Annotated in this window: 14 protein-coding genes; 7 read left to right on the top strand and 7 right to left on the bottom strand. The window is 73.1% G+C overall.

The annotated features are described in order from the left end of the window. Nucleotides 1-88: 88 nt before the first annotated feature. A complete protein-coding gene (locus tag WJM95_RS30695) occupies nt 89-1,318 on the top strand; it encodes a hypothetical protein (RefSeq protein ID WP_339135960.1) in 1,230 nt (409 codons plus the stop codon). A gap of 57 nt (nt 1,319-1,375) precedes the next feature. On the opposite strand, the gene WJM95_RS30690 is transcribed toward WJM95_RS30695, so the two are convergent. The 3 genes from WJM95_RS30690 to WJM95_RS30680 form a co-directional block, all read right to left on the bottom strand. Beyond that, entirely contained in the window at nt 1,376-1,693 is a 318-nt protein-coding gene (locus tag WJM95_RS30690; RefSeq protein WP_339133632.1) for an antibiotic biosynthesis monooxygenase, read from the bottom strand. 48 nt (nt 1,694-1,741) lie between these two features. Beyond that, on the bottom strand, nt 1,742-2,740 hold the full coding sequence (gene gap / locus WJM95_RS30685) for a type I glyceraldehyde-3-phosphate dehydrogenase (protein WP_339133630.1): 999 nt from the start codon (nt 2,738-2,740) through the stop codon (nt 1,742-1,744). A gap of 107 nt (nt 2,741-2,847) precedes the next feature. Then, nucleotides 2,848-3,834: a helix-turn-helix domain-containing protein gene (locus WJM95_RS30680; protein WP_339133628.1), complete on the bottom strand. Its 987-nt coding sequence runs from the start codon at nt 3,832-3,834 to the stop codon at nt 2,848-2,850. A 77-nt stretch (nt 3,835-3,911) separates the two neighbouring features. On the opposite strand from WJM95_RS30680, the gene WJM95_RS30675 reads away from it, so the two are divergent. The 5 genes from WJM95_RS30675 (at nt 3,912) to WJM95_RS30655 (ending at nt 13,375) form a co-directional block, all read left to right on the top strand. After that, the gene (locus WJM95_RS30675) at nt 3,912-5,087 is read left to right on the top strand and encodes an epoxide hydrolase (protein ID WP_339133626.1); all 1,176 of its coding nucleotides are present in this window, start codon (nt 3,912-3,914) and stop codon (nt 5,085-5,087) included. 85 nt (nt 5,088-5,172) lie between these two features. Further along, nucleotides 5,173-8,676, top strand: coding sequence for an AAA family ATPase (locus tag WJM95_RS30670; RefSeq protein WP_339133624.1), 3,504 nt, complete (start codon nt 5,173-5,175; stop codon nt 8,674-8,676). Nucleotides 8,677-8,785: 109 nt separating this feature from the next. Next, complete coding sequence (locus WJM95_RS30665; protein ID WP_339133622.1) at nt 8,786-9,289, top strand: hypothetical protein; 504 nt, start codon at nt 8,786-8,788, stop codon at nt 9,287-9,289. 418 nt (nt 9,290-9,707) lie between these two features. Further along, nucleotides 9,708-12,614 (top strand): hypothetical protein, encoded by a 2,907-nt coding sequence (locus tag WJM95_RS30660; RefSeq protein ID WP_339133620.1) that lies wholly within the window; start codon nt 9,708-9,710, stop codon nt 12,612-12,614. Nucleotides 12,615-12,814: 200 nt separating this feature from the next. After that, nucleotides 12,815-13,375, top strand: a complete 561-nt coding sequence (locus WJM95_RS30655) for a potassium channel family protein (RefSeq protein ID WP_339133618.1) — start codon at nt 12,815-12,817, stop codon at nt 13,373-13,375. 79 nt (nt 13,376-13,454) lie between these two features. Here the strand turns inward: WJM95_RS30655 and WJM95_RS30650 are convergent, their stop codons facing one another. After that, nucleotides 13,455-13,781 carry a carboxymuconolactone decarboxylase gene (locus WJM95_RS30650; protein WP_339133616.1) on the bottom strand — a complete coding sequence of 109 codons (327 nt, stop codon included), beginning with the start codon at nt 13,779-13,781 and terminating at the stop codon, nt 13,455-13,457. 233 nt (nt 13,782-14,014) lie between these two features. Then, a complete protein-coding gene (locus WJM95_RS30645; protein WP_339133614.1) occupies nt 14,015-16,402 on the bottom strand; it encodes an excinuclease ABC subunit UvrA in 2,388 nt (795 codons plus the stop codon). A 238-nt stretch (nt 16,403-16,640) separates the two neighbouring features. Here WJM95_RS30645 and nhaA point away from each other — a divergent pair, with 238 nt between their 5' ends. Beyond that, a complete protein-coding gene (gene nhaA / locus WJM95_RS30640; RefSeq protein ID WP_339135958.1) occupies nt 16,641-18,542 on the top strand; it encodes a Na+/H+ antiporter NhaA in 1,902 nt (633 codons plus the stop codon). Between the two features lie 2 nt (nt 18,543-18,544). On the opposite strand, the gene WJM95_RS30635 is transcribed toward nhaA, so the two are convergent. After that, nucleotides 18,545-19,456, bottom strand: a complete 912-nt coding sequence (locus WJM95_RS30635) for a DJ-1/PfpI family protein (protein WP_339133612.1) — start codon at nt 19,454-19,456, stop codon at nt 18,545-18,547. Between the two features lie 10 nt (nt 19,457-19,466). Next, the gene (locus WJM95_RS30630; protein ID WP_339133610.1) at nt 19,467-20,066 is read right to left on the bottom strand and encodes an isochorismatase family protein; all 600 of its coding nucleotides are present in this window, start codon (nt 20,064-20,066) and stop codon (nt 19,467-19,469) included. Between the last annotated feature and the right edge of the window lie 224 nt (nt 20,067-20,290).

Genomic DNA, 20,290 nt, shown 5'->3' with positions numbered 1-20,290 from the left:
CACGGTCCCGGGCGCCGGCGGCACTTGGCGGGTGCGGCTGCGCCGGGCGGCGAGTCGGCACGGTCCCGTCCTCGCCCTGTACGGCACGATGAAGCTCATCGGCTTCTGCGTGTTCATGTACCTGCTGGACTCGTCCGGCGACTTCCGCAGGAAGAACCCCCGGTTCGGGGGCGGCGCCCACACCTGGGACGTCCTGGCCACCTGGGACGGCTGGTGGTACCAGCAGATCGCCGCCCACGGCTACCACCCCGCGCTCGTGCCGGTGCGCGGTGCCACCGGTCTGATCACCCTGGAGGGCAACTCCGCCGCGTTCTTCCCGCTGTACCCCGCCCTGATGCGTCTGGTCTCCTCCTGCACCGGACTCGGTCCGCTCGGCGCGGGCCTCGTCGTCTCCGTCGCCGCCTCGTTCGTCGCCGCGCTGGGCATCCACGCCGTGACCTCCCTGGTCAGCGGCCGGCGCGCCGGGCTGGCGGCCGCCGGGCTCTGGGCCGTGTGGCCGGGATCGGGTGTGGAGTGGTCGGGCTACTCGGAGTCCCTGTACGTCGCTCTCGCCGCCTGGGCCTGTTACGCCGTCATGCGCCGGAACTGGCTCACCGCGGGGCTGCTGACCTGCGCCGCGGGCCTGACCCGGCCCACGGCCACCGCACTGATCGCGGCACTCGCCCTGGCGGCGCTCCTGGACCTGGTCCGGCAGTGGCGGGCGGTGCGCGGCCGGAGGGGCTCACCCACGCCGGACCCGAGGGGCTTCCCCGCCACGGACCTGAGAGGCTCCCCCACCCCGGAGGGGGCGGGCGGCCCGGAGGCGGTCCTGCGTCCCGTGGCCGCCGTGCTGATCGCCCCCCTCGGACTGGTCGGCTACCTCGGCTGGGTCGGCCATCGCATGGGGGACTACGGCGGTTACTTCACGCTCCAGGACAAGGCGTGGGCCCACTCGTTCGACTGGGGCCGGCACACCATCGACGTGTTCACGTCCCTCATGGTCGGCCACTACGACTACCTCTTCGCCTACCCCCACGAGGACGTCATCGCCGCGGGCACCGTCCTGCTGGCCCTGGTCAGCCTGCCCCTGCTGTTCCGGCTGCGCCCGCCGCCGGTGCTGATCGTCAGCACCCTGCTGACCATCGCCCTCGTCCTGGGCAGCCAACAGATCTTCGGCAACGTGTCCCGCTACCTGCTCCCCGCCTTCCCCCTGCTCATCCCCTTCGCCACCGCGATGCGCCGGCTCGGCACCCCGGTCCTGTGCGCGGTCCTGACCGTCGCGGCCCTCGCCTCCGGCTCCTACGCGGGCTACGTCCTGTTCGAAGTCGGCATCCCGTGACGGAACCCGCCCCGCACCTGACCTACGGTGCGGGGCGGGTTCCGTTCCCTGCGGGTGTCACACGTTCTTCGGCGCCGCCTGCTGCACGACCTCGAACGACCAGACGGAGGATCCACTGGCGGCGGGCTTGGGACGGTCGCCGCCGCCCTGGTGGGCCGACTTCATCGGACCCTCCATCCACGCCTGGAACGACTCCTCGTCACGCCAGCGCGTGTACACGAGATAGTCGTCGGTCCCCTCGACGGGACGGAGAAGCTCGAACCACTCGAAGCCGTCCGAACTCTCCACGGCACCGGCACGCGAGGCGAAGCGCTTCTCGAGGGTCTCCCGCTGCTCGGCGGGCACGGTCAGGACGTTGATCTTGACTACGCTCATGAGTCCATCCTGCCGCACCGCCGCCGGCGCCGGGCCCGGGCCCCTGGTTCAGCCCGTGGTCAGAAGCTGGAGTGTGTCGATGACGCGGTTGGAGAAGCCCCACTCGTTGTCGTACCAGGCGACCACCTTGATGTGGCGGCCGTCGACGCGGGTGAGGGCCGAGTCGAAGATCGACGAGGCCGGGTTGCCCGTGATGTCGGAGGAGACGAGCGCGTCCTCCGAGTATTCGAGGACGCCCGCGAGCGGGCCCTCGGCCGCGGCGCGGTAGGCCGCGAGGACCTCGTCGCGGGTCACGTCACGGGCCACGGTGGTGTTGAGCTCCACGATCGAGCCCACCGGGACCGGCACCCGGATCGAGTCGCCCGACAGCTTGCCGTCGAGGTTCGGCAGCACCAGACCGATCGCCTTGGCGGCACCGGTCGTGGTCGGCACGATGTTGACGGCGGCGGCACGGGCCCGGCGGGCGTCACGGTGCGGGCCGTCCTGGAGGTTCTGCTCCTGGGTGTAGGCGTGGACCGTCGTCATGAAGCCGTGCTCGATCCCGGCGAGCTCGTCGAGCACCGCGGCCAGCGGGGCGAGCGCGTTGGTCGTGCACGACGCGTTCGAGACGATCGTGTGCAGGGCCGGGTCGTAGGCGTCGTTGTTGACACCGAACGCCAGCGTCACGTCGGCGCCGTCCGCCGGGGCACTGACGAGCACCTTCCGGGCGCCGGCGTCCAGGTGCGCTCCGGCCGCCTTGGCCGAGGTGAAACGGCCGGTGGCCTCCAGTACGACGTCCACGTCGAGCTCGGCCCAGGGCAGCTGCCCCGGTTCACGCTCGGCAAGCACCTTGATGCGCCTGCCGTCCACGACCAGGGTGTCGCCGTCGACGGTCACCGGGCGGCCGAGCCGGCCGGACGTCGAGTCGTAGGCGAGCAGCCGCGCGAGGGCGGCGGGCTCGGTCAGATCGTTGACGGCGACGACCTCGAGGTCCGTGTCGCGTTCCAGCAGGGCGCGCAGAACGTTGCGTCCGATGCGGCCAAATCCATTGATGGCGATACGTGTCATGAGTGATGTCCCTTCGGCTCCCTCCCAGACTCGCGCGCGGCGCCGGGCGGTGACAGCGGCGAGATCGCCATGGTCCGCAAGGATCGCGCCAGCCGGTGGCGGGCCGTCTACTCGCCCTGGGTGAAGGTGCGCCGGTATTCGCTCGGGGAGGTGCCGAGGATCCGGTGGAAGTGCAGCCGCAGATTGGCGCCGGTGCCGAGGCCGACACCCGCGGCGATCTGCTCGACGCTCCACTGCGAGCGCTCCAGGAGCTCGCGGGCCATGTCGATGCGGGCCCGCATGACCCACTGCATGGGCGTGTACCCGGTGTCCTGCGCGAAGCGGCGCGAGAAGGTGCGCGGTGACACGGCCGCGTGCTGGGCGAGTGCCTCCAGGGAGAGGGGTTCGCCCAGCCGGTGCAGGGCCCATTCGCGGGTGGCGGCGAACCGTTCGCCCAGTGGTTCGGGCACGCTGCGCGGCACGTACTGCGCCTGGCCGCCGCTGCGGTAGGGGGCCGCGACCAGACGGCGGGCGGCATGGTTCGAGGCGGCGACTCCGAGGTCGCCGCGCAGGATGTGGAGACACAGGTCGATGCCGGAGGCGGCGCCGGCCGAGGTCAGCACGCTCCCCTCGTCGACGAACAGGACGTTCTCGTCGACGTCGACGAGCGGGTGCTTCACGGCGAGCGCCCGTGTGTAGTGCCAGTGCGTCGTGGCGCGCTTCCCGTCGAGCAGTCCCGTGGCGGCGAGCGCGAACGCGCCCGTGGAGATGGCCGCGAGCCGCGCGCCGCGCTCATGGGCCCCGATCAGCGCGTCGACGACGGCGGACGGCGGGTCCTCACGGTCCGGGTGCCGGTAGCCGGGGACGAAGACCAGTTCGGCCCAGGCGAGTTGGTCGAGGCCGTGGGCCACGTGGTACGAGAGCCCGTCGCCGCCGGTGACGAGACCGGGTTCCGCGCCGCACACCCTCACCTCGTACGGCATGCTCGCCCGGGTGGTGAACACCTGCGCGGCGATGCCGACATCGAGGGGCTTGGCGCCTTCGAGCACGAGAACGGCGACGCGGTGCAGGGGAGATGGCGGCACGTTCCGAGGGTACGCGGAGGAGCGGGCCATGATCGATCGACGTGCTCGCACGGACACCGGGCGCCGCTTCCGCCGGGCCGCCCGGCCGGCTCCCTAGGATGCGGGGCATGTCCGACGTCCCGCCCCGCCCCACGCCGTTCATCGCGCGGACCGACCCGGCCGCGCTCGACGACCTCCGCTCACGGCTGCGCGCCACACGCTGGCCGGACGCCCCCGAGGACGCCGGGTGGTCGCTGGGGACCGACGTCGGGTATCTGCGCGAGCTCGTCGCCCACTGGGCCGACGGGTTCGACTGGCCGCAGCGGGAGGCGGAGCTGGCCCGGCTCCCCCGCTTCCGCGTCCGGCTCAACGGTCTGGGCATCCACTACGTGCACGCACGGGCCGTCGCGCCGACCGGCCCGGTCCTGCCGCTGGTGCTCAGCCACGGCTGGCCGGACTCGTTCTGGCGCTACACGAAGGTGATCCCGCTGCTCACCGATCCGGGCGCGCACGGCGGCGATCCGGCCGACGCCTTCGACGTGATCGTGCCCGACATGCCCGGCTACGGACACTCCGACCGCCCCGCGGGACCTCCGCTCGACTCGATCGCCGTCGCCGGCCTCTGGGCCGGGCTCATGGACGTGCTCGGGTACGAGCGGTTCGGCGCGGCCGGCGGTGACATCGGCAGCCACGTCAGCCGCTATCTCGCGCTGGACCACCCCGACCGCGTCGTGGCCGTCCACCGCATGGACGGGGGCCTGCCCGTCTTCGGCGGGGACCCGGCCGACCTCACGCCCGAGGAACGCGCGTGGATGCGGGGCGCGGCGGCCTGGGGCGCCACCGAGGGCGCGTACGCCGCGATGCACCGCACCAAGCCGCAGACGGCCGCCGTGGGCCTCAACGACTCACCGGCCGCGCTCGCCGCCTGGATCGTGGAGAAGCTCCGGGCCTGGAGCGACTGCGACGGAGACGTCGAACGGGCCTTCACGAAGGACGAGATCCTCACGAACGTGACGCTCTACTGGCTCACGGGGACGATCGGCTCGTCGATGCGCATGTACCGGGCGAACGGAGCGATCCCGCCGGCGCAGCTGGCCCGCCGGGTCGAGGTGCCCTCCGGATTCTCGCTGTTCCCGGGCGACCTGGTGCGTCCGCCGAGGGCGTGGCTCGAACGCACGACGAACCTCGCGTACGTCTCCGAGCCTCCCCGCGGCGGGCACTTCGCCCCGTTCGAGGAGCCCGGGCTCTACGCGGAGGAACTGCGCGCGTTCTTCCGCCCGTACCGGTCGGCCGGGGCGGACTGACACCGTTCGCGGCGCGGCCTCCGCGCGCCCTGCCTACGCTCTACAGGAGGGCGCTGCGGAGAAGGTACCGACAAGGACGGCTGCCATGGCGACGGGCTTCCCGTTCGTGGGACGCGAGGACGTACTCGGTGAGCTCCTGGAGGCACGGGAGCGCGCCGCCGCGGGCCGGGGCGGACTCGTCACCCTGACGGGGGCGGCGGGGGCGGGCAAGACCCGCCTCGCGGAGGAGGCCGCCGCCCGCGCCGAGGGCTTTCGCACGGTCTGGACCTGGTGCCCGCCCGACGCCGTCGAGCACGCGCTCAGACCCTGGTCACGGCTGCTGCGCGACCTCGTCGTGGGCGATGAGCGCTGCGGCCGGCTGGTCGCCGCCTCGCCCTGCCTGAACGCCGTGCTGGACGGGTCGGCGAGCGGCGGGCTGCCCGGGACGGACCCGGGGGCGGCGCGGCTGCGGCTGGCGGGGGACGTCTCCGAGATCCTCGCGACGGTGGCACGGCGGCGGCCGCTGCTTCTGGTCCTCGACGACGTCCACGCGGCCGACGCCTCCTCGCTGCGGCTGCTCCTGGAGGCCGCGGACGCCGTACGCGGGGCCCGGGTCCTGCTGCTCGCCACGGCCCGCGACGACGACAGCGCCTGGCAGGACCGCGTCTGGGCCCGTGCCCAGCTGTCGCGCCGCGGGAGCGCGCTGCCGGTGGGACCGCTCCGGGACGAGGACGTGGCGGCCCTGCTCGACGCCGCCACGGGCGGCACGCCCACGCCCTCGGCCGTGCGGGCCCTGGCCCGGTACACGGGCGGTGACGCGTTCTTCGTGACGGAGCTGCTGCGGTCAGGCGGCCGTCTCGACGGGACCCGGTCCGGGGCGACGGAGGTCTCCGTCCGGGTCAGGGACGCGGTCCGTGCCCGTACCGCCGGACTGTCGCCCCGCGCCGCGCGGTTGCTGGACCTCGCCTCCCTGCTGGGAACACGGTTCCGTCTCGACGTGCTCGCGGAGGCGGCCGCCGAGCCGCTGGACCAGGTGCGCGCCCTGCTCGGGGAGGCGGAGGGGGCCGGACTGCTGACGGAGGCCGGGGCGGACGAGGGACGGTTCCGGCACGATCTCCTGCGCGAGGCCCTGTCCGGAAGGCCGGCACCCGCCGAGCGGGCCGGCCTGCACCGCACGCTCGCGGCCGTTCTGGCCGAGCGCGCCGGGCGCGGCCGTGCCACGGGCCCCGCCGAGATCGCGCACCACCTCCTGCTCTCCGGCCCGGAACACGCGCGCGAGGCCGCCATGTACTGCCGGGAGGCCGCCGAGGGCGCCGCCGCGCTCCTCGCGTTCGAGGAGGCGGCCCGCTGGTACGAGAGAGCCGTGGGGGCGTACGGGGCCGCCGGTGCCGACCCGGCGGACGATCCGGGAAACGGTGATGGGGGCGAGGCGGCCGGCCGGGGGCCCGGTGTCGCCGGGGAACTCGTCGAGGCGCTGCTCGGGCTCGGGGCCGCGCGGTTCGGGTCCGGGGACTGGGCGGCGGCCCGTACGACGCTGCTGCGCGCCGCCGCGCTCGCCCGCCGGGCGGGCCGGCCCGATCTGCTGGCGCGGGCCGCGCTGGGCCTCGGCACGGGTCCCGTCGGCTTCGAGGTCGACGTGGCCGACCGCGAGCAGGCCGACCTGCTCGGCGAGGCACGGTCCGCTCTCGCGGGCGATCCCGGGCACGCCGGGCTGCGCGCTGCCGTCACCGCGAGGCTGTCCCTCGCGGCGGCGCTCCTCGCATCCGAGGAACAGCGCGTCGCCCTCGCCACCGAGGCGGTGGCCACGGCACGCGAGGTCGGTGACCCGGCGACCCTCGGTCCGGCACTCGCGGCCCTGTGCGACGCCCGGCCAGGTCCCGACCACTGCCGGGAACGCCTCGACCGGTCCCGGGAGATCATCGCCCTGGCGCGCGCCGGGCGCGACCTCCCGCTCGAACTCCTCGGCCGACGGCTGCGGTTGGTCGCGCTGATGGAGACGGGCTCGTTCGCCGGGGCAGACTCCGAGGCGACGGCGTACGACACCGCGGCGCGGCCGCTGCGACAGCCGCTGTACGCGTGGTACGTGCCCCTGTGGCGCGGCACCCGGGCACTGATGGAGGGTCGCTACGGCGACTGTGCCGCCGCTCTCGACGAGGTGGAGGCACTGGGCGTCGCCGCGGGCAGCCCCAACGCCGCCCTGCTCGCCCAGACACAACGCTGGTGCCTGCTCGCGGAGACCGGCGACATGGCCGGCCTCCAACTGCTGCGCGAACGGGCGCCGTTGGAGCGGATGCCGGGGGTGTGGCCGCGCGTCACCCTGGCGCTCATCGCGGCGCAGCTGGGACATCAGGAGGAGGCGTCCCGCCGCCTGGCCGGGGTGCTGCCCTCGGTCGTCCGGGCTCCGCGGGACAGCGAGTGGCTGCCGATGACGGCGCAGGCCGCGGAGACCGTCGGCGCGGTGGGCGCCCATCCCGCCGCGTCCCGGCTCTACGACGCCCTGGCTCCGTACGCGGGCCTGTTCGTGGTGGAGGGCATCGGCGCGGCGATCCGGGGCCCGGTCGACCGCCATCTGGCGCTGCTGGCACGGTCGTCGGGCGACGACGCTGCGGCTCGCCGACACCGCGAGCGCGCGGTACGGGCCGCCGCGGAAGCCGGAGCGATGGCCCTCGCGGAGCGGATCGCGGAGGAGACGCCGGGGACGGCGGGGACGGCGGGGACCGCCTCGAAGGCCGGGGTGCCGGAATCGGCAGGGGCGCCAGGGGTGCCGGGGACGGGAAGGGCAGCGGCAGCGGGGGCGCCGGGGACGGGAAGAGCAGGGGCTGACGGGATGGGAGCGGCCGGGGCAGCCGGGGCTGACGAGACAGGAGCGGTCGGAGCAGCGCGGACCGCCGGGACGGGAGCGGCCGGGGCCGTGGGGACCGCCGGGACGGAAGCAGCCGGGGCCGTGGGGACCGCCGGGGTGGGAGCGACCGGGGCCGTGGGGACCGCCGAGGCGGGAGCGGCGGGGCCCGCCGCACCCGGGCGCCGGTCTGAACCTCCCCCGCCCGCACCGGAGTTCCGCCGCGAGGGGCCGTTGTGGCATCTGGTGTACGCGGGCCGGGAGGCCCGCCTCCCCGACAGCAAGGGCCTGCGCGACATCGCGGTGCTCCTCGGCCGCCCGGGCATCCCGGTCCCCGCGACCGACCTGGCCGCACCCGGCGGTACCGCCGGGGACGTCGGTACGAGCGCGGGCGACCTGCACGCTCCCGGCGATCTGGGCGAGGTCATCGACGCCACCGCGCGTGCCGCGTACCGGCGGCGGCTGCGGGAGCTGGAGGGAGAGGCCGAGGCCGCCGACGCGAGCGGCGACGCGGTGCGGTCGCGCCGGATCGCGGAGGAGCGGGACGCGCTCGTCCGTCAGCTGTCCGCCGCCTACGGCATCGGCGGCCGCGTCCGCCGCGCCGGTTCCCCCGCGGAACGCGCCCGTACTGCCGTGACCGCCCGCGTCCGCGCCGCCGTCCGCCGTGTCGCGGCGGCGCACCCGCAGCTGGGACGCCACCTGGAGACCGCCGTACGCACGGGCACCCTCTGCGTCTACGAACCGGAGACCCCGCCCGCCTGGCGCCTGTGAGCCGGGGCGGGGTGAGCCGTGGGCTCACATCGTGCCGTCCGGTCTCACGCCTCAGGAGAAGAGGCGCCGTACGGAACCGGGTACGGCCGGAGTACGAAGGGTGGACGTCATGCCGCACACAGCCGAAGCGGAGACCGAGCAGAGGGTGATCGAGGGCCGGTACACGGAGGCCGGGCCCGGCGCCGTCCCCGACGGGACCAGGAGCACTCCCGACGCCCTCCGGGCCGAGCAACTCGCCGATCTCTTCGTGGAGTTCCTGCAAACCAACAGTGCTCCTGAAGGGCTGTTCACGGACGACGTGTTCGTGGACCTGACCCTGCCGCAGTGGCGGCTCCAGACGGTCGGCCGCGACAACCTCGTGGCCCTGCGCCGCGGCAGCCATCCCGCCCTCGGGACGGTTCCGCGCCACCGCGTGGACGTCACCCCGACAGGCATGGTCATCGAGTTCGAGGAGCGCTGGGAGGACGCCGATGGCAGCTGGTACTGCCGCGAGATGGTGCGGGCCGAGGTGCGCGACGGCTCGATGAGCGAGGTGTCCGTCTACTGCACCGGCGACTGGTCCCCCGAGGTCCAGAAGGCGCACCGCCGCGAGGTGAAGCTGATCCGGCGGTGAGAGTGAGGACGAGGGGCCGAGCGGCGGGAACCGGGCGGCACGGGGCGCTCCGACCGGCCCCGGCCCCAGTTCCAAGCCTCCCGGCCCCTCAGCTCCCCAGCCCCTCAGCCCCTCACCCCTCAGCTCCCCAGCTCCCCAGCTCCCCAGCTCTCCACAAAGATGCCTCAGGCGACTCATGCGACCTACAACCAGTCGCCCCTCGCCTCTTGATCATGATGTCTCGCCCTGATATTCATGATCACACCTTGATCACATGATCTTCACATGCAGGTGACTTGAGAGAGCCCTTGAAGCCCCGTCCTTCCCCCGCGAAACGGTGAGCACCGCCCGCTCCCCACGCGACACCCACCTTCACATCTGCTCGCCTGTTTCCACCGAGGAATCGATGCCTGCCTTCTGCCCGCATTGCGGCGGCTCCGTGACCGACGAAGCGCGCCACTGCGCTTCGTGCGGCCGGCCCACGGCCGCTCCGGCACCCGCTCCGTCCCCGGCGACGCCGCCGCCCCTTCCTTCCTCGCCGCCCGCCGTGCCGGGCACCGCGCAGGCTCCGGGAGCCGCGAGCGCGGCACTGACGCGCCTGCTGAAAGGCGACTGGATCGGGCCCGCCCGCATAGCCGCCCTGCCGACGGCCCTCCTTCTGCTGCTGTCCCTGGTCCTGGCGTCGACCACGGAGGACATCCCCTTCGGCAGCGCCTTCCCCACCGCGCTCGCCGTCGTCCTGTCCGCCCTCGGCGGCCACCCGGGACTGAACCTGTCGGAGCGGGGCTCGACGCCGCTGGCGTCACTGGAACTCTCCTTCATGCCGCTCGGAGTGACGCTCCTGTGGGCGGTGGCCCTCTGGTTCGGTGCCCGGCTGTACCTCCGGGGAGCGGCCGCCGCCGGACGGCACTTCGACACCGCGGAATCCCTGCTGCTCGGCGTGCGCGGTGTGCTGTCGGCCGTACTCGGATCCCTCCTGCTGGCCTGGGCCGCCGGTACCTCGGTCGACCTTCCGCCGTCGGACTCGTCCGACGCGTCGGCGGCCTACCTGATGCGCTTTCTCGACCTTCCGGACGTCACGCTGTCCGTGACCAACTCCCCACTGCGCGCGGCCTGGTGGACCTTCGTGCTGGCATCCGTGGTGCTCCTTCCCACCCTGTGCCGGACGGCGAGAGCGGTCTGGACCGCCCGTCGGCCGGTCCTGGGCCACTGGCTCCGCGCCGCACGCGGGGCGGCAATCGCGCTCGCCGTGCCGCTCGCCCTGGGCGGCCTCTTCTCGGTCGTGTTCCTGGTCTCCGAGGACGGCTTCTCCGTACTCGTACCCGCGCTGCTTCTCGCCCCGAACCTCGCCGCGACCCTTCTGGCCCTGGGCTCCGGAGCGTCGGTGGACTTCGCCGACACCCTCGTCCTCACGGACTCCTCGTCCTCGTCCTCGTCCCTTTCCCTGTTCGCGCTCCACGACCTCAGCGGGTGGGTCTGGCTGTCCATGCTGCTCGCCGTGGTGGCCGCGGTGGTACTGGGCGGGGGTGTCCTTCGTGAGGCGGAGCGCCCCGCCGCCGCCCTGCGCGCCATGGTGTGCTTCGTGGCGGGGTTCCTGCTGCTGGCCCTGATGGCGGGCGTCTCGGTCGAGTTGTCGTCCGAGGTCGACGATTCGTCGTTCCTGGCCGCGGCGTTCGGTGAACTGAACCTCTCGTCGGCGGACGGCGGCACGCTGTCGCTCGGGCTCGGCATCCCCACCGTCCTGCTCGCGGCGGCGATATGGGCCGCGCTCGGCGCGTTCGGTGTACCGGCGGTGGCCGACCGCCTCGGCATCACGCGCCTGGACGTGTCCGCGCTCTCGGCTCTTCGTGAGCGCCTGAGCGCTCGGCCCGGACACGCTCCGGCCGCCGTGACCACGGTCCCCGCCCCGGTGTCCGTGCCGGTGCCCGTTCCCGTCGCCGTCACTGCCGCTGTCGCCGCCGCTCCGGCCGGCGCCGTGGAGGAAGTGGCGCGCGAGGCCGTGCCCCCGCAGCCGGAATCCGCCCCGGCCCAAGCCCCGGCCCAGCCCGCCACCGCCGAGGACCCGACCGAGCGGACCGAACCGGCCGAACCGGCCGAACCGAGCGATTCGGTGGACGAGCCCGCCGAACCCGACGCCGAGCCGACCCAACCGGCGGACGAACCGACTCAACCGGGGGACGAGCCCGCCGCACCGACGGACCAGCCGACCGACTCGACGGACGAGCCCGCCCCACCGGCGGAGAAGCCGATCGAGCCAGGAGCCGTACCGACCGACGCGACGGACGCAACGGACGCGACCGACTCCACGGACGAGCCCGCCGGACCCGAAGCCGAACCCGCCCACCCGGCAGAGGCGGCAGAGGCGGCAGAGGCGGCCGCCGAGCCGACCCCCACCACGGTCGACCTGCCCGTCGACGCCCCCGCGGCACCGCCCGCCGAGGCACAGGACCACCCCGTGGAGAACGCCGCTCCCCGGCCCGTGGCTCCCCCGGCGCAGGCACCCCCTGCCGCCGCCTTCGCCCACCTGCCGACCGGCAGCATGGCGTACCCCGCCGCCGGGCAGCAGGCCGTTCACGCCCCGGTGCCCCAGATCCCGCACGCCCCCGCGCCGCAGCCCGGGCGGCGCAGAATCGGCTGGGGTGTCGTCGCGGTGACCCTGGTGACGAGCGCGGTCCTCGCCGGAGGCCTGACGGCGGCCGGGATATGGCTGACCTCCGACCGGTCGGCCTCCCCGGCGCACACGACGCGCGCGACCGGCGACGCCGTGCCCCCGGCGGCCGGCGCTCCTTCCTCGTCGTCGGCGCCGGCCCCGGTCGATCCCTCCGCACCGTCCGGCTCCGAAGTGTCGCCCTCCGCCTCGCAGTTGTCGCCGAAGGACATCGCCAGGCAGGTGGACGGTCTGCTGGAGGAGAACGCCCCTCAGCTCGGACGCGTGGGGAACGCCATCACCGCGGGCAGCAGTTGCTCGCACGGCGCGAAGCCCGTCGAGGACGCGCGGGAGGAACTGCTGGAAGTGGCGGTGAAGCGCGACGACCTCGCCCGGCGGGTCGACCTGCTGGCACCGCAGGCCGACGGCGAGCTGGCCGAGGCTCTGGGCGACCTGTCGACGGCCTGGACCGCGTCGGCGAAGGCCGACCGGGGCTACGCGTCCTGGGTGTCGCAAACCGTCGACTACATCAACGAGTTCGGCATCATCGGATGCGGGCACAGCGAAACGCGCAACCTCGGCGACCTGCCCACGACCCACGATGCCGAGGCGACCGCGGCCAAGCGCGACTTCGCGGCCCTGTGGAATCCCATCGCCCGGCAGTACGGCCTGACGGAGAGGGACCCCGGCAGCATCTAGGGAACCGACCCCGGTCGGACGGCGGCGCATCGCCCACACACCCGTGGGCGATGCGCCGCCGTCCTCGTCCCGGGCCATGACACCGCCATCCCGGTGACCACGTGGTGCGCCTGCGGCCCGAGGCTCCCGTTAGCGGCAAGGCTGGAGCCACGAGCCGGCACGGTCGCTCGGGTGGTGGCAGAAGGCGGCGGGGCGGAACGGTGGGCAGGAGTTTCTGGAGGAACCATCGCGAGGCGATCCGCTCGACCCTGCGATCGCTGCTGACCTCGGCCGTCCTCGTGACCCTCTATTACCTGCTCCCGCTCGACAAGGCATTCACCCCGACCACCGTCGTCGCCCTCGTCGGCGGCATCGCGGCGGTGGCCCTGCTGCTGGCCTGGCAGATCAGGGAGATCACCCGGGCGGCGCGGCCCGAACTGCGCGCCATGGAGGCGCTGGCGACGAGCGCGCCGCTCTACATGCTCCTGTTCGCGACGGTGTACTACGTGATGGAGCGCAGTGCGCCGGGCAGCTTCAGCGAGACACTGACACGCACCGACGCCCTGTACTTCACCGTGACGGTCTTCAGCACGGTCGGATTCGGGGACATCACCGCGCGCAGCGAGACGGCCCGGGCGCTGGTCACGGGGCAGATGGCGGTGAACGTCCTGCTGATCGGTGTGGCCGCCCGGCTCCTCGTGTCGGCGGTCCAGCAGGGCAGACAGCAGCAGGGCGCGGTGGAGCCCGGCGCGCGGGGCGACGGGCTCCCGTTCGAGAAATGATCGAAGGCCGGTCGGGGCTCTCGGCGGGTGAGGCGCAGGTCCGGCCGTCACATCCCCGCCTGCCCGGCGACGAGTGGGCCTAGCCCTCGGCCTCCAGCTCCTGCTCGGCCACCGCGATCGCGATGCCGAAGGCCGTGGCGATGTTGCCGGCCGCCGTCATGACACGGGCCGTGCCGACGATGGGGGCGATGGCCACCAGGACGTCCTGGACCTGAGCCATGGTCAGATCGGCCTTGATGGCGGGGTCGATGTGCGCGAGGTAGGAGATGGGGGGCGCGTCGGAGGCCGCGAGCGCGGCGATGCGCGTGAGGAGAAGCTGGTCAGGGGGCAGTTCGCAGCGCTCGACTGAGTCGACGGTCATGGCGGCGATGGTGTCGAGAACAGGGGTGTCGGATGCTGTGGTCATGATGGCCGGCCTCCTGATGCGATGACGGGCGCCGAGGGCCGAGGAAGGCGCTGTCCGCGGACGCCACTGTGTGCGTCAACCGTAGGTGCGATTCGGACGGGGCGCGCGCGGAGCCGCCGGGGGCAGGAGCACCCGGGTCCGCGCACGTCGGCCGGGCCTTCGGTGTCCGTGCCCGGGGTCGCAGGGGCGGGTTCCGGTCGCTGCCGGAACCCGCCCCGCGTCACGCGGTCCCGTCAGGCGCCGACGTACGTCGCCAGGTGTTCGCCGGTGAGGGTGGAGCGGGCGGCGACGAGGTCCGCCGGGGTGCCCTCGAACACGAGCCGGCCGCCGTCGTGGCCGGCTCCGGGGCCGAGGTCGATGATCCAGTCGGCGTGGGCCATGACCGCCTGGTGGTGCTCGACGACGATGACGGACTTGCCGGAGTCGACGAGCCGGTCGAGGAGTCCGAGCAACTGCTCGACGTCGGCGAGGTGCAGGCCGGTGGTCGGCTCGTCGAGGACGTACACACCGCCCTTGTCCGCCATGTGCGTGGCGAGCTTGAGCCGCTGGCGCTCGCCGCCGGACAGCGTGGTGAGCGGCTGCCCGAGGGTGAGATAGCCGAGTCCGACGTCGGCGAGGCGGGCGAGGATGCGCTGCGCGGCGGGCGTGTGCGCCTCGCCTTCGCCGAAGAACTCCGCCGCCTCGTCCACCGACATCGCGAGGACCTCGCTGATGTCACGGCCGCCGAGGTGGTACTCCAGGACGGAGGCGTCGAACCGCTTGCCCTCGCAGTCCTCACAGGTGGTGGCGACACCGGCCATCATGGCGAGGTCTGTGTAGATGACGCCGGCGCCGTTGCAGGTGGGGCAGGCACCCTCGGAGTTGGCGCTGAACAGCGCGGGCTTGACGTCGTTGGCCTTCGCGAAGGCCTTGCGGATCGGGTCGAGCAGACCGGTGTACGTCGCCGGGTTGCTGCGCCGCGAACCGCGGATCGGGGCCTGGTCGACCGACACCACGCCCTCGTCGGTGGGGATGGACCCGTGGACCAGCGAGCTCTTCCCCGAGCCCGCGACACCGGTGACGACGACCAGCACCCCGAGCGGGATGTCGACGTCCACGTCCCGCAGGTTGTTCGCGGACGCGCCGCGGATCTCCAGCGTGCCGGTGGGCTCGCGCGGTGTCTCCTTGACCTTGGCCCGGTCGTCGAAGTGGCGGCCGGTGACGGTGTCGCCCTTGCGCAGTTCCTCGACCGTGCCCTCGAAGCAGACGGAGCCGCCGCCCGTACCCGCGCCGGGGCCGAGGTCGACGACATGGTCGGCGATCACGATGGTCTCGGGCTTGTGCTCCACGACCAGCACCGTGTTGCCCTTGTCCCGCAGCCGCAGCAGCAGGTCGTTCATCCGCTGGATGTCGTGCGGGTGCAGACCGGCCGTGGGCTCGTCGAAGACGTACGTGACGTCAGTGAGCGAGGAGCCGAGGTGGCGGATCATCTTGACGCGCTGTGCCTCGCCGCCGGACAGCGTGCCCGCGGGGCGGTCCAGGGCGAGGTAGCCGAGGCCGATCTCCACGAACGAGTCGAGGGTCTGGCGGAGCGCGTCGAGCAGCGGCGCGACCGAGGGCTCGTCGAGGCCGCGGACCCATGCGGCCAGGTCGCTGATCTGCATGGCGCAGGCGTCGGCGATGCTGACGCGCTTGATCTTCGACGCACGGGCGCCCTCGCTGAGCCGGGTGCCCTCGCACTCGGGGCAGGTGGCGAAGGTGACGGCGCGGTCCACGAACGCGCGGATGTGCGGCTGCATCGCCTCCTTGTCCTTGGAGAGCATCGACTTCTGGATCCGCGGGACGAGCCCCTCGTACGTCATGTTGATGCCCGCGATCTTCATGCGGGTCGGCTCGTGGTGGAGGAAGTCGTGCAGCTCCCGCTTGGTGTACTTGCGGATCGGCTTGTCCGGGTCGACGAAGCCCGACTCCTTGTAGAGCCGCATGTTCCAGCCGTCGGAGCCGTACCCGGGGATCGTGATCGCGCCGTCGTTGAGCGACTTGGAGTCGTCGTAGAGCTGGGTGAGGTCGATGTCGGAGACGGTGCCCCGGCCCTCGCAGCGCACGCACATGCCGCCGGTGCGGTTGAAGGTCGCCTTCACGGCCTTCTTGGCGCCGCGCTCCACGGTGATGGCGCCGCTCGCGCTGACCGAGGGAACGTTGAACGCGTACGCGCTGGGCGGCCCGATGTGCGGCTTGCCGAGCCTGCTGAACAGGATGCGCAGCATCGCGTTGGCGTCGGTGGCGGTGCCGACGGTGGAGCGGGGGTCGGCGCCCATCCGCTGCTGGTCGACGATGATCGCGGTGGTCAGTCCCTCCAGGACGTCGACCTCGGGCCGCGAGAGCGTGGGCATGAACCCCTGCACGAAGCTGCTGTAGGTCTCGTTGATCAGCCGCTGCGACTCGGCGGCGATCGTGTTGAACACCAGCGAGCTCTTGCCCGAGCCGGACACCCCGGTGAACACCGTCAGCCGGCGCTTCGGGATGTCGATGCTGACGTCCTTGAGGTTGTTCTCGCGCGCGCCGAGCACCCGGATCAGATCGTGGCTGTCGGCACCGTGCGGCGCGGACGACCGCGGGTCCGTCCTCGTGGCCTTGCTCATCGTCTCTCCATCTGTCGGGCGGGGCCGCCTTCGCGGGCCCCGCCGGCATCGCCTGCCCCGATCCAACCAGCTTCGCCCGGCGCGCCGGGGGCACCTTGCGCCACGCTAGGCGAGACAGGGCCGTCGGCGCTTCTCCCATCCTGACCGGTCCGGGTGCCCGTCAGCCGCCCGGCCGCGGACAGCCGACCGCGGTCGCGTGGGGAAGTGCCGGATCCGGGGCGAGAATCGGAGAGTGACCATGCCTTCCGACGCCTCGCCCCTGTCCGGCAGGACCCAGTGCGGCAACCGTGCCCGCAGCCCGTTGCACGCGTTCCTGCGGACGGAGACGGGCAGCGCCGCCGTGCTGCTGGCCGCCGCGCTGCTGGCGCTGGCCTGGGCCAACATCGGTCCCGGCACGTACGAGAAGGTGTGGAGCACCGAGCTGTCGGTCCGTGTCGGGTCGGGCGGGGTGTCGATGGACCTGCGCGCGTGGGTGAACAGCGGACTGATGACGCTGTTCTTCTTCGTCGTCGGTCTTGAGGCGCGGCGCGAGTTCGACCTGGGCGAGCTGCGGGAGCGGCGCCGGGTCACTCTGCCGCTGCTGGCGGGGCTCTGCGGCATGGTCGTCCCCGTCGTCGTGTACCTGGCCATCACCGCGGGGCACGGCTCGGCGGCGCACGGCTGGGGTGCCGCCATGTCGACGGACACCGCCTTCGCCCTGGGCATGCTGGCCGTCTTCGGATCCCGGTTGCCCGGCAGCCTGCGGGTCTTCATGCTCACCATCGCCGTCGTCGACGACTTCCTGGCCCTGGCCGTCGTCGTCTTCGCCTACAGCGACACCATCGCGCTGCCCGCCCTGCTGACGGCGCTCGGTCTGTTCGTGGTCGTCCTGGTGCTGCGGCGCACGATCGGCGCGCGCTTTCCATCCTTGTACGGCGTGCTTGGCGTGGCGATCTGGGTGGCGCTCCTGAAGTCGGGTGTCGACCCCGTGGTGACGGGCCTGGCGATGGGCATGCTGACCTACGCGTACGCGGCCGACCGCGGCGATCTGGAGCACGCCAGCCGGCTCTTCCGGCGTTTTCGCGAGCAGCCGACGCCGGAGCTGGAGCGCACGGTACGGCGTGGTCTGGCCTCGACGCTCTCCCCGAACGAGCGGCTCCAGCAGATGTTCCATCCCTGGACCAGTTACGTGATCGTGCCGCTGTTCGCGCTGGCCAACGCCGGGATCACCCTGAGCGCGGGTCAGCTGGCGCACGCCTTCACCTCCCCCGTCACCCTCGGCATCCTCTTCGGCTATCTGCTCGGCAAGCCCGTCGGCGTCATCGGCGGCACCTGGCTGACCACGCGCGCCGGCCGGGGACGGCTGCACCCGCCGGTGGGCTGGGGCGCCATCACCGCGGGTGGCACGCTGGCCGGAGTGGGCTTCACGGTGGCTCTGCTGATCGCGTCGCTGGCCTTCGACGGTGACCGGCTGGCGCAGGCGAAGATCGGCATTCTGACGGCGGTCGCGGGCTCGTTCCTGCTCACCTGGGTCGTCACCCTGGTGCTCGGTGCCCTCTCCGGGCGCTCCCGGGCGCTGGCGCTCCTCGGCACCGCCCGGGCGATCGTCGATCTGAGCGAACCCGTCGACGTGGAACGCGACCATGTGCGCGGGCCGCTGGACGCCCCGGTGACCCTCGTCGAGTACGGGGACTTCGAGTGTCCGTACTGCGGTCTGGCCGAGTCCGTGGTCCGTGAACTGCTCGCCGACTTCGGTGACGTCCGCTATGTGTGGCGCCATCTGCCGCTCACCGATGTGCACCCCAACGCCCAGCTCGCCGCGCAGGCCGCCGAGGCCGCGGCACGGCAGGACCGTTACTGGGAGATGCACGACCTGCTCATGGGGCACCAGGGCGATCTTGGGCCCAAGGACCTGTTCCGGTACGCGGCCGCGCTGGGCCTTGACAGCGGCCGTTTCCGCGAGGATCTGCGGGGCGGGGCGGCAGCGGCCCGGATCGCGATGGACGTCGAGTCGGCCGACCTCAGCGGTGTGTCGGGCACGCCGACGTTCTTCGTCGACGGCCGCCGTCACTACGGCGCCTACGACATCGCCTCCCTGACCGCGGCCGTGCGGGCCGCGCGCCAGCGGTCGACGCTCACGGGGGCGGGACAGGAGCCCTGAGTTCAGGCGGCGCGCGCTCGCAGGCGGCGCAGCATACGGGCGTCCTCGAAGCCCACCGCGCGGGCGGCGGCGTCGACGGTGACACCGTGGCTGATGAGGTGCTCGGCCCGCTCCAGACGCAGGGACTGCTGGTAGCGCAGCGGTGTGAGGCCGCCGGTGGCGCGGGCGAAGAGGCGGGTGAGGGTGCGTTCGCTCACGCCCACGGCCGTGGCCAGTTCCGGCAGGGGCAGCGGGCGGTCGAAGCGGGCGTCGAGCAGGTCCTGGGCGCGGTGCACGGTGTCGTCCAGGTGGGACCGGTGCCGGAGCATCGCGCTGGCCTGGGGTTCGTGGCCGTTGCGCCGTGCGTAGACCACCATGTCCCGGGCGACCTGCGCGGCCACCGCCGGGCCGTGCCGGGTGGCGATCAGGTGCAGGGCCAGATCGATCCCGCTGGCGATGCCCGCCGAGGTGACCACCCGGTCGTCCTCGGTGTACAGGACGTCGCGGATCACGGTCGCCTTCGGATGGCGGCGGGCGAGTTCGTCCTGGACGTCGTGGTGGGTGGTGCACCGGCGGCCGTCGAGCAGCCCGGCCCGGCCGAGCGCGTCGGCTCCCGCGCAGACGCTGGCGACGGTGCCGCCGCGGGCGTGGTGCTCGCGGAGGACCCGCAGGCTCTCCTCGCCGACGGGAGGCCCGTCGGCGAGGGTGGGCGCGCGCCAGCCGGGTACGACGATCAGGTCCTCGGGGCCGAGGTCGGGCCAGTCGGTCCCGGCCAGCAGGGGCAGTCCCTGGGCGGTCGTGATCCGGGGCCGCTCGGCGACGTAGTCGAGGGTGTAGGGGTGCCCGAAGTCTGTGGCCGTGGAGAAGACCTGCGCGGGTCCTGCCAGGTCCAGCAGATGGACTCCGGGCACCAGGAGGAAGACGATGTGGCTCACGATCCGGTCATCATGCCCGAGAGGCGGCTGAGGTCTCCAGCTCTGCGACCGTGGCGATGGTGGCGAAGCGTCCGGCCAGGGCGTACTCGGTGCGCCTGATGATGTCTTCGGCGCTCAGGGTGCGGGGGTCGGCCAGCAGTTCCGCCACGCTCCGTCCCTCGGGGGCGTCGCGGTGCGGGATGGGGTTGGTTGCGGTGGCGTCGGTGACGAAGGTGACCTGGTAGCCGAGGTCGCTCGCGAGGCGGGTGGTGGTCTCGACGCACTGCTCGGTGCGGATCCCGCAGATGGTGAGTTCGCGGACACCGCGCTCGGTGAGGAGCTGCTGGAGGTTGGTGGTCGTGAAGGCGTTGTGCGAGGTCTTGTGGATCAGCGGTTCCCCGTCCTGGCGCGTGAGCTCGTCCATGAGCCGGACGTGGCCGAGGGCGGGGTCGAAGACGCCGTCGCTGCCGGGCTCGGAGTGCAGGACCCACACCACCGTGTCCCCGGCCCGCCGGGCGAGCCCGACGAGCCGGTCCACCTGGTGGGCGATCTTCGGGTCGGAGATGGTCTCCCACAGGGGGTGGGCGCGAAAGGATTCCTGGACGTCGATGACGATCAGTGCTCGGGTCATGCCCCCACTCTGACCGTCCCGCGCACCCACGGGACAGACCGCATCGGGTCCGGGTACGGACCGATCCGGTCATGGGCGGGACCGGTCCCGGATCCGTCCGGGTGACGGCCCCGAGATCCCGGCGGCGCGGGCCGGGCCACCGGCCGGACGCCGTCCGGCCGACAGGACATGGGCCCATGAACATGGGGGCGCCCCACACACATGTTCAGAGGGACGAGACAGGG

This window comes from Streptomyces sp. f51, from assembly GCF_037940415.1.
Classification (GTDB): domain Bacteria; phylum Actinomycetota; class Actinomycetes; order Streptomycetales; family Streptomycetaceae; genus Streptomyces.
This window is presented reverse-complemented; position numbering and strand designations above follow the sequence as displayed.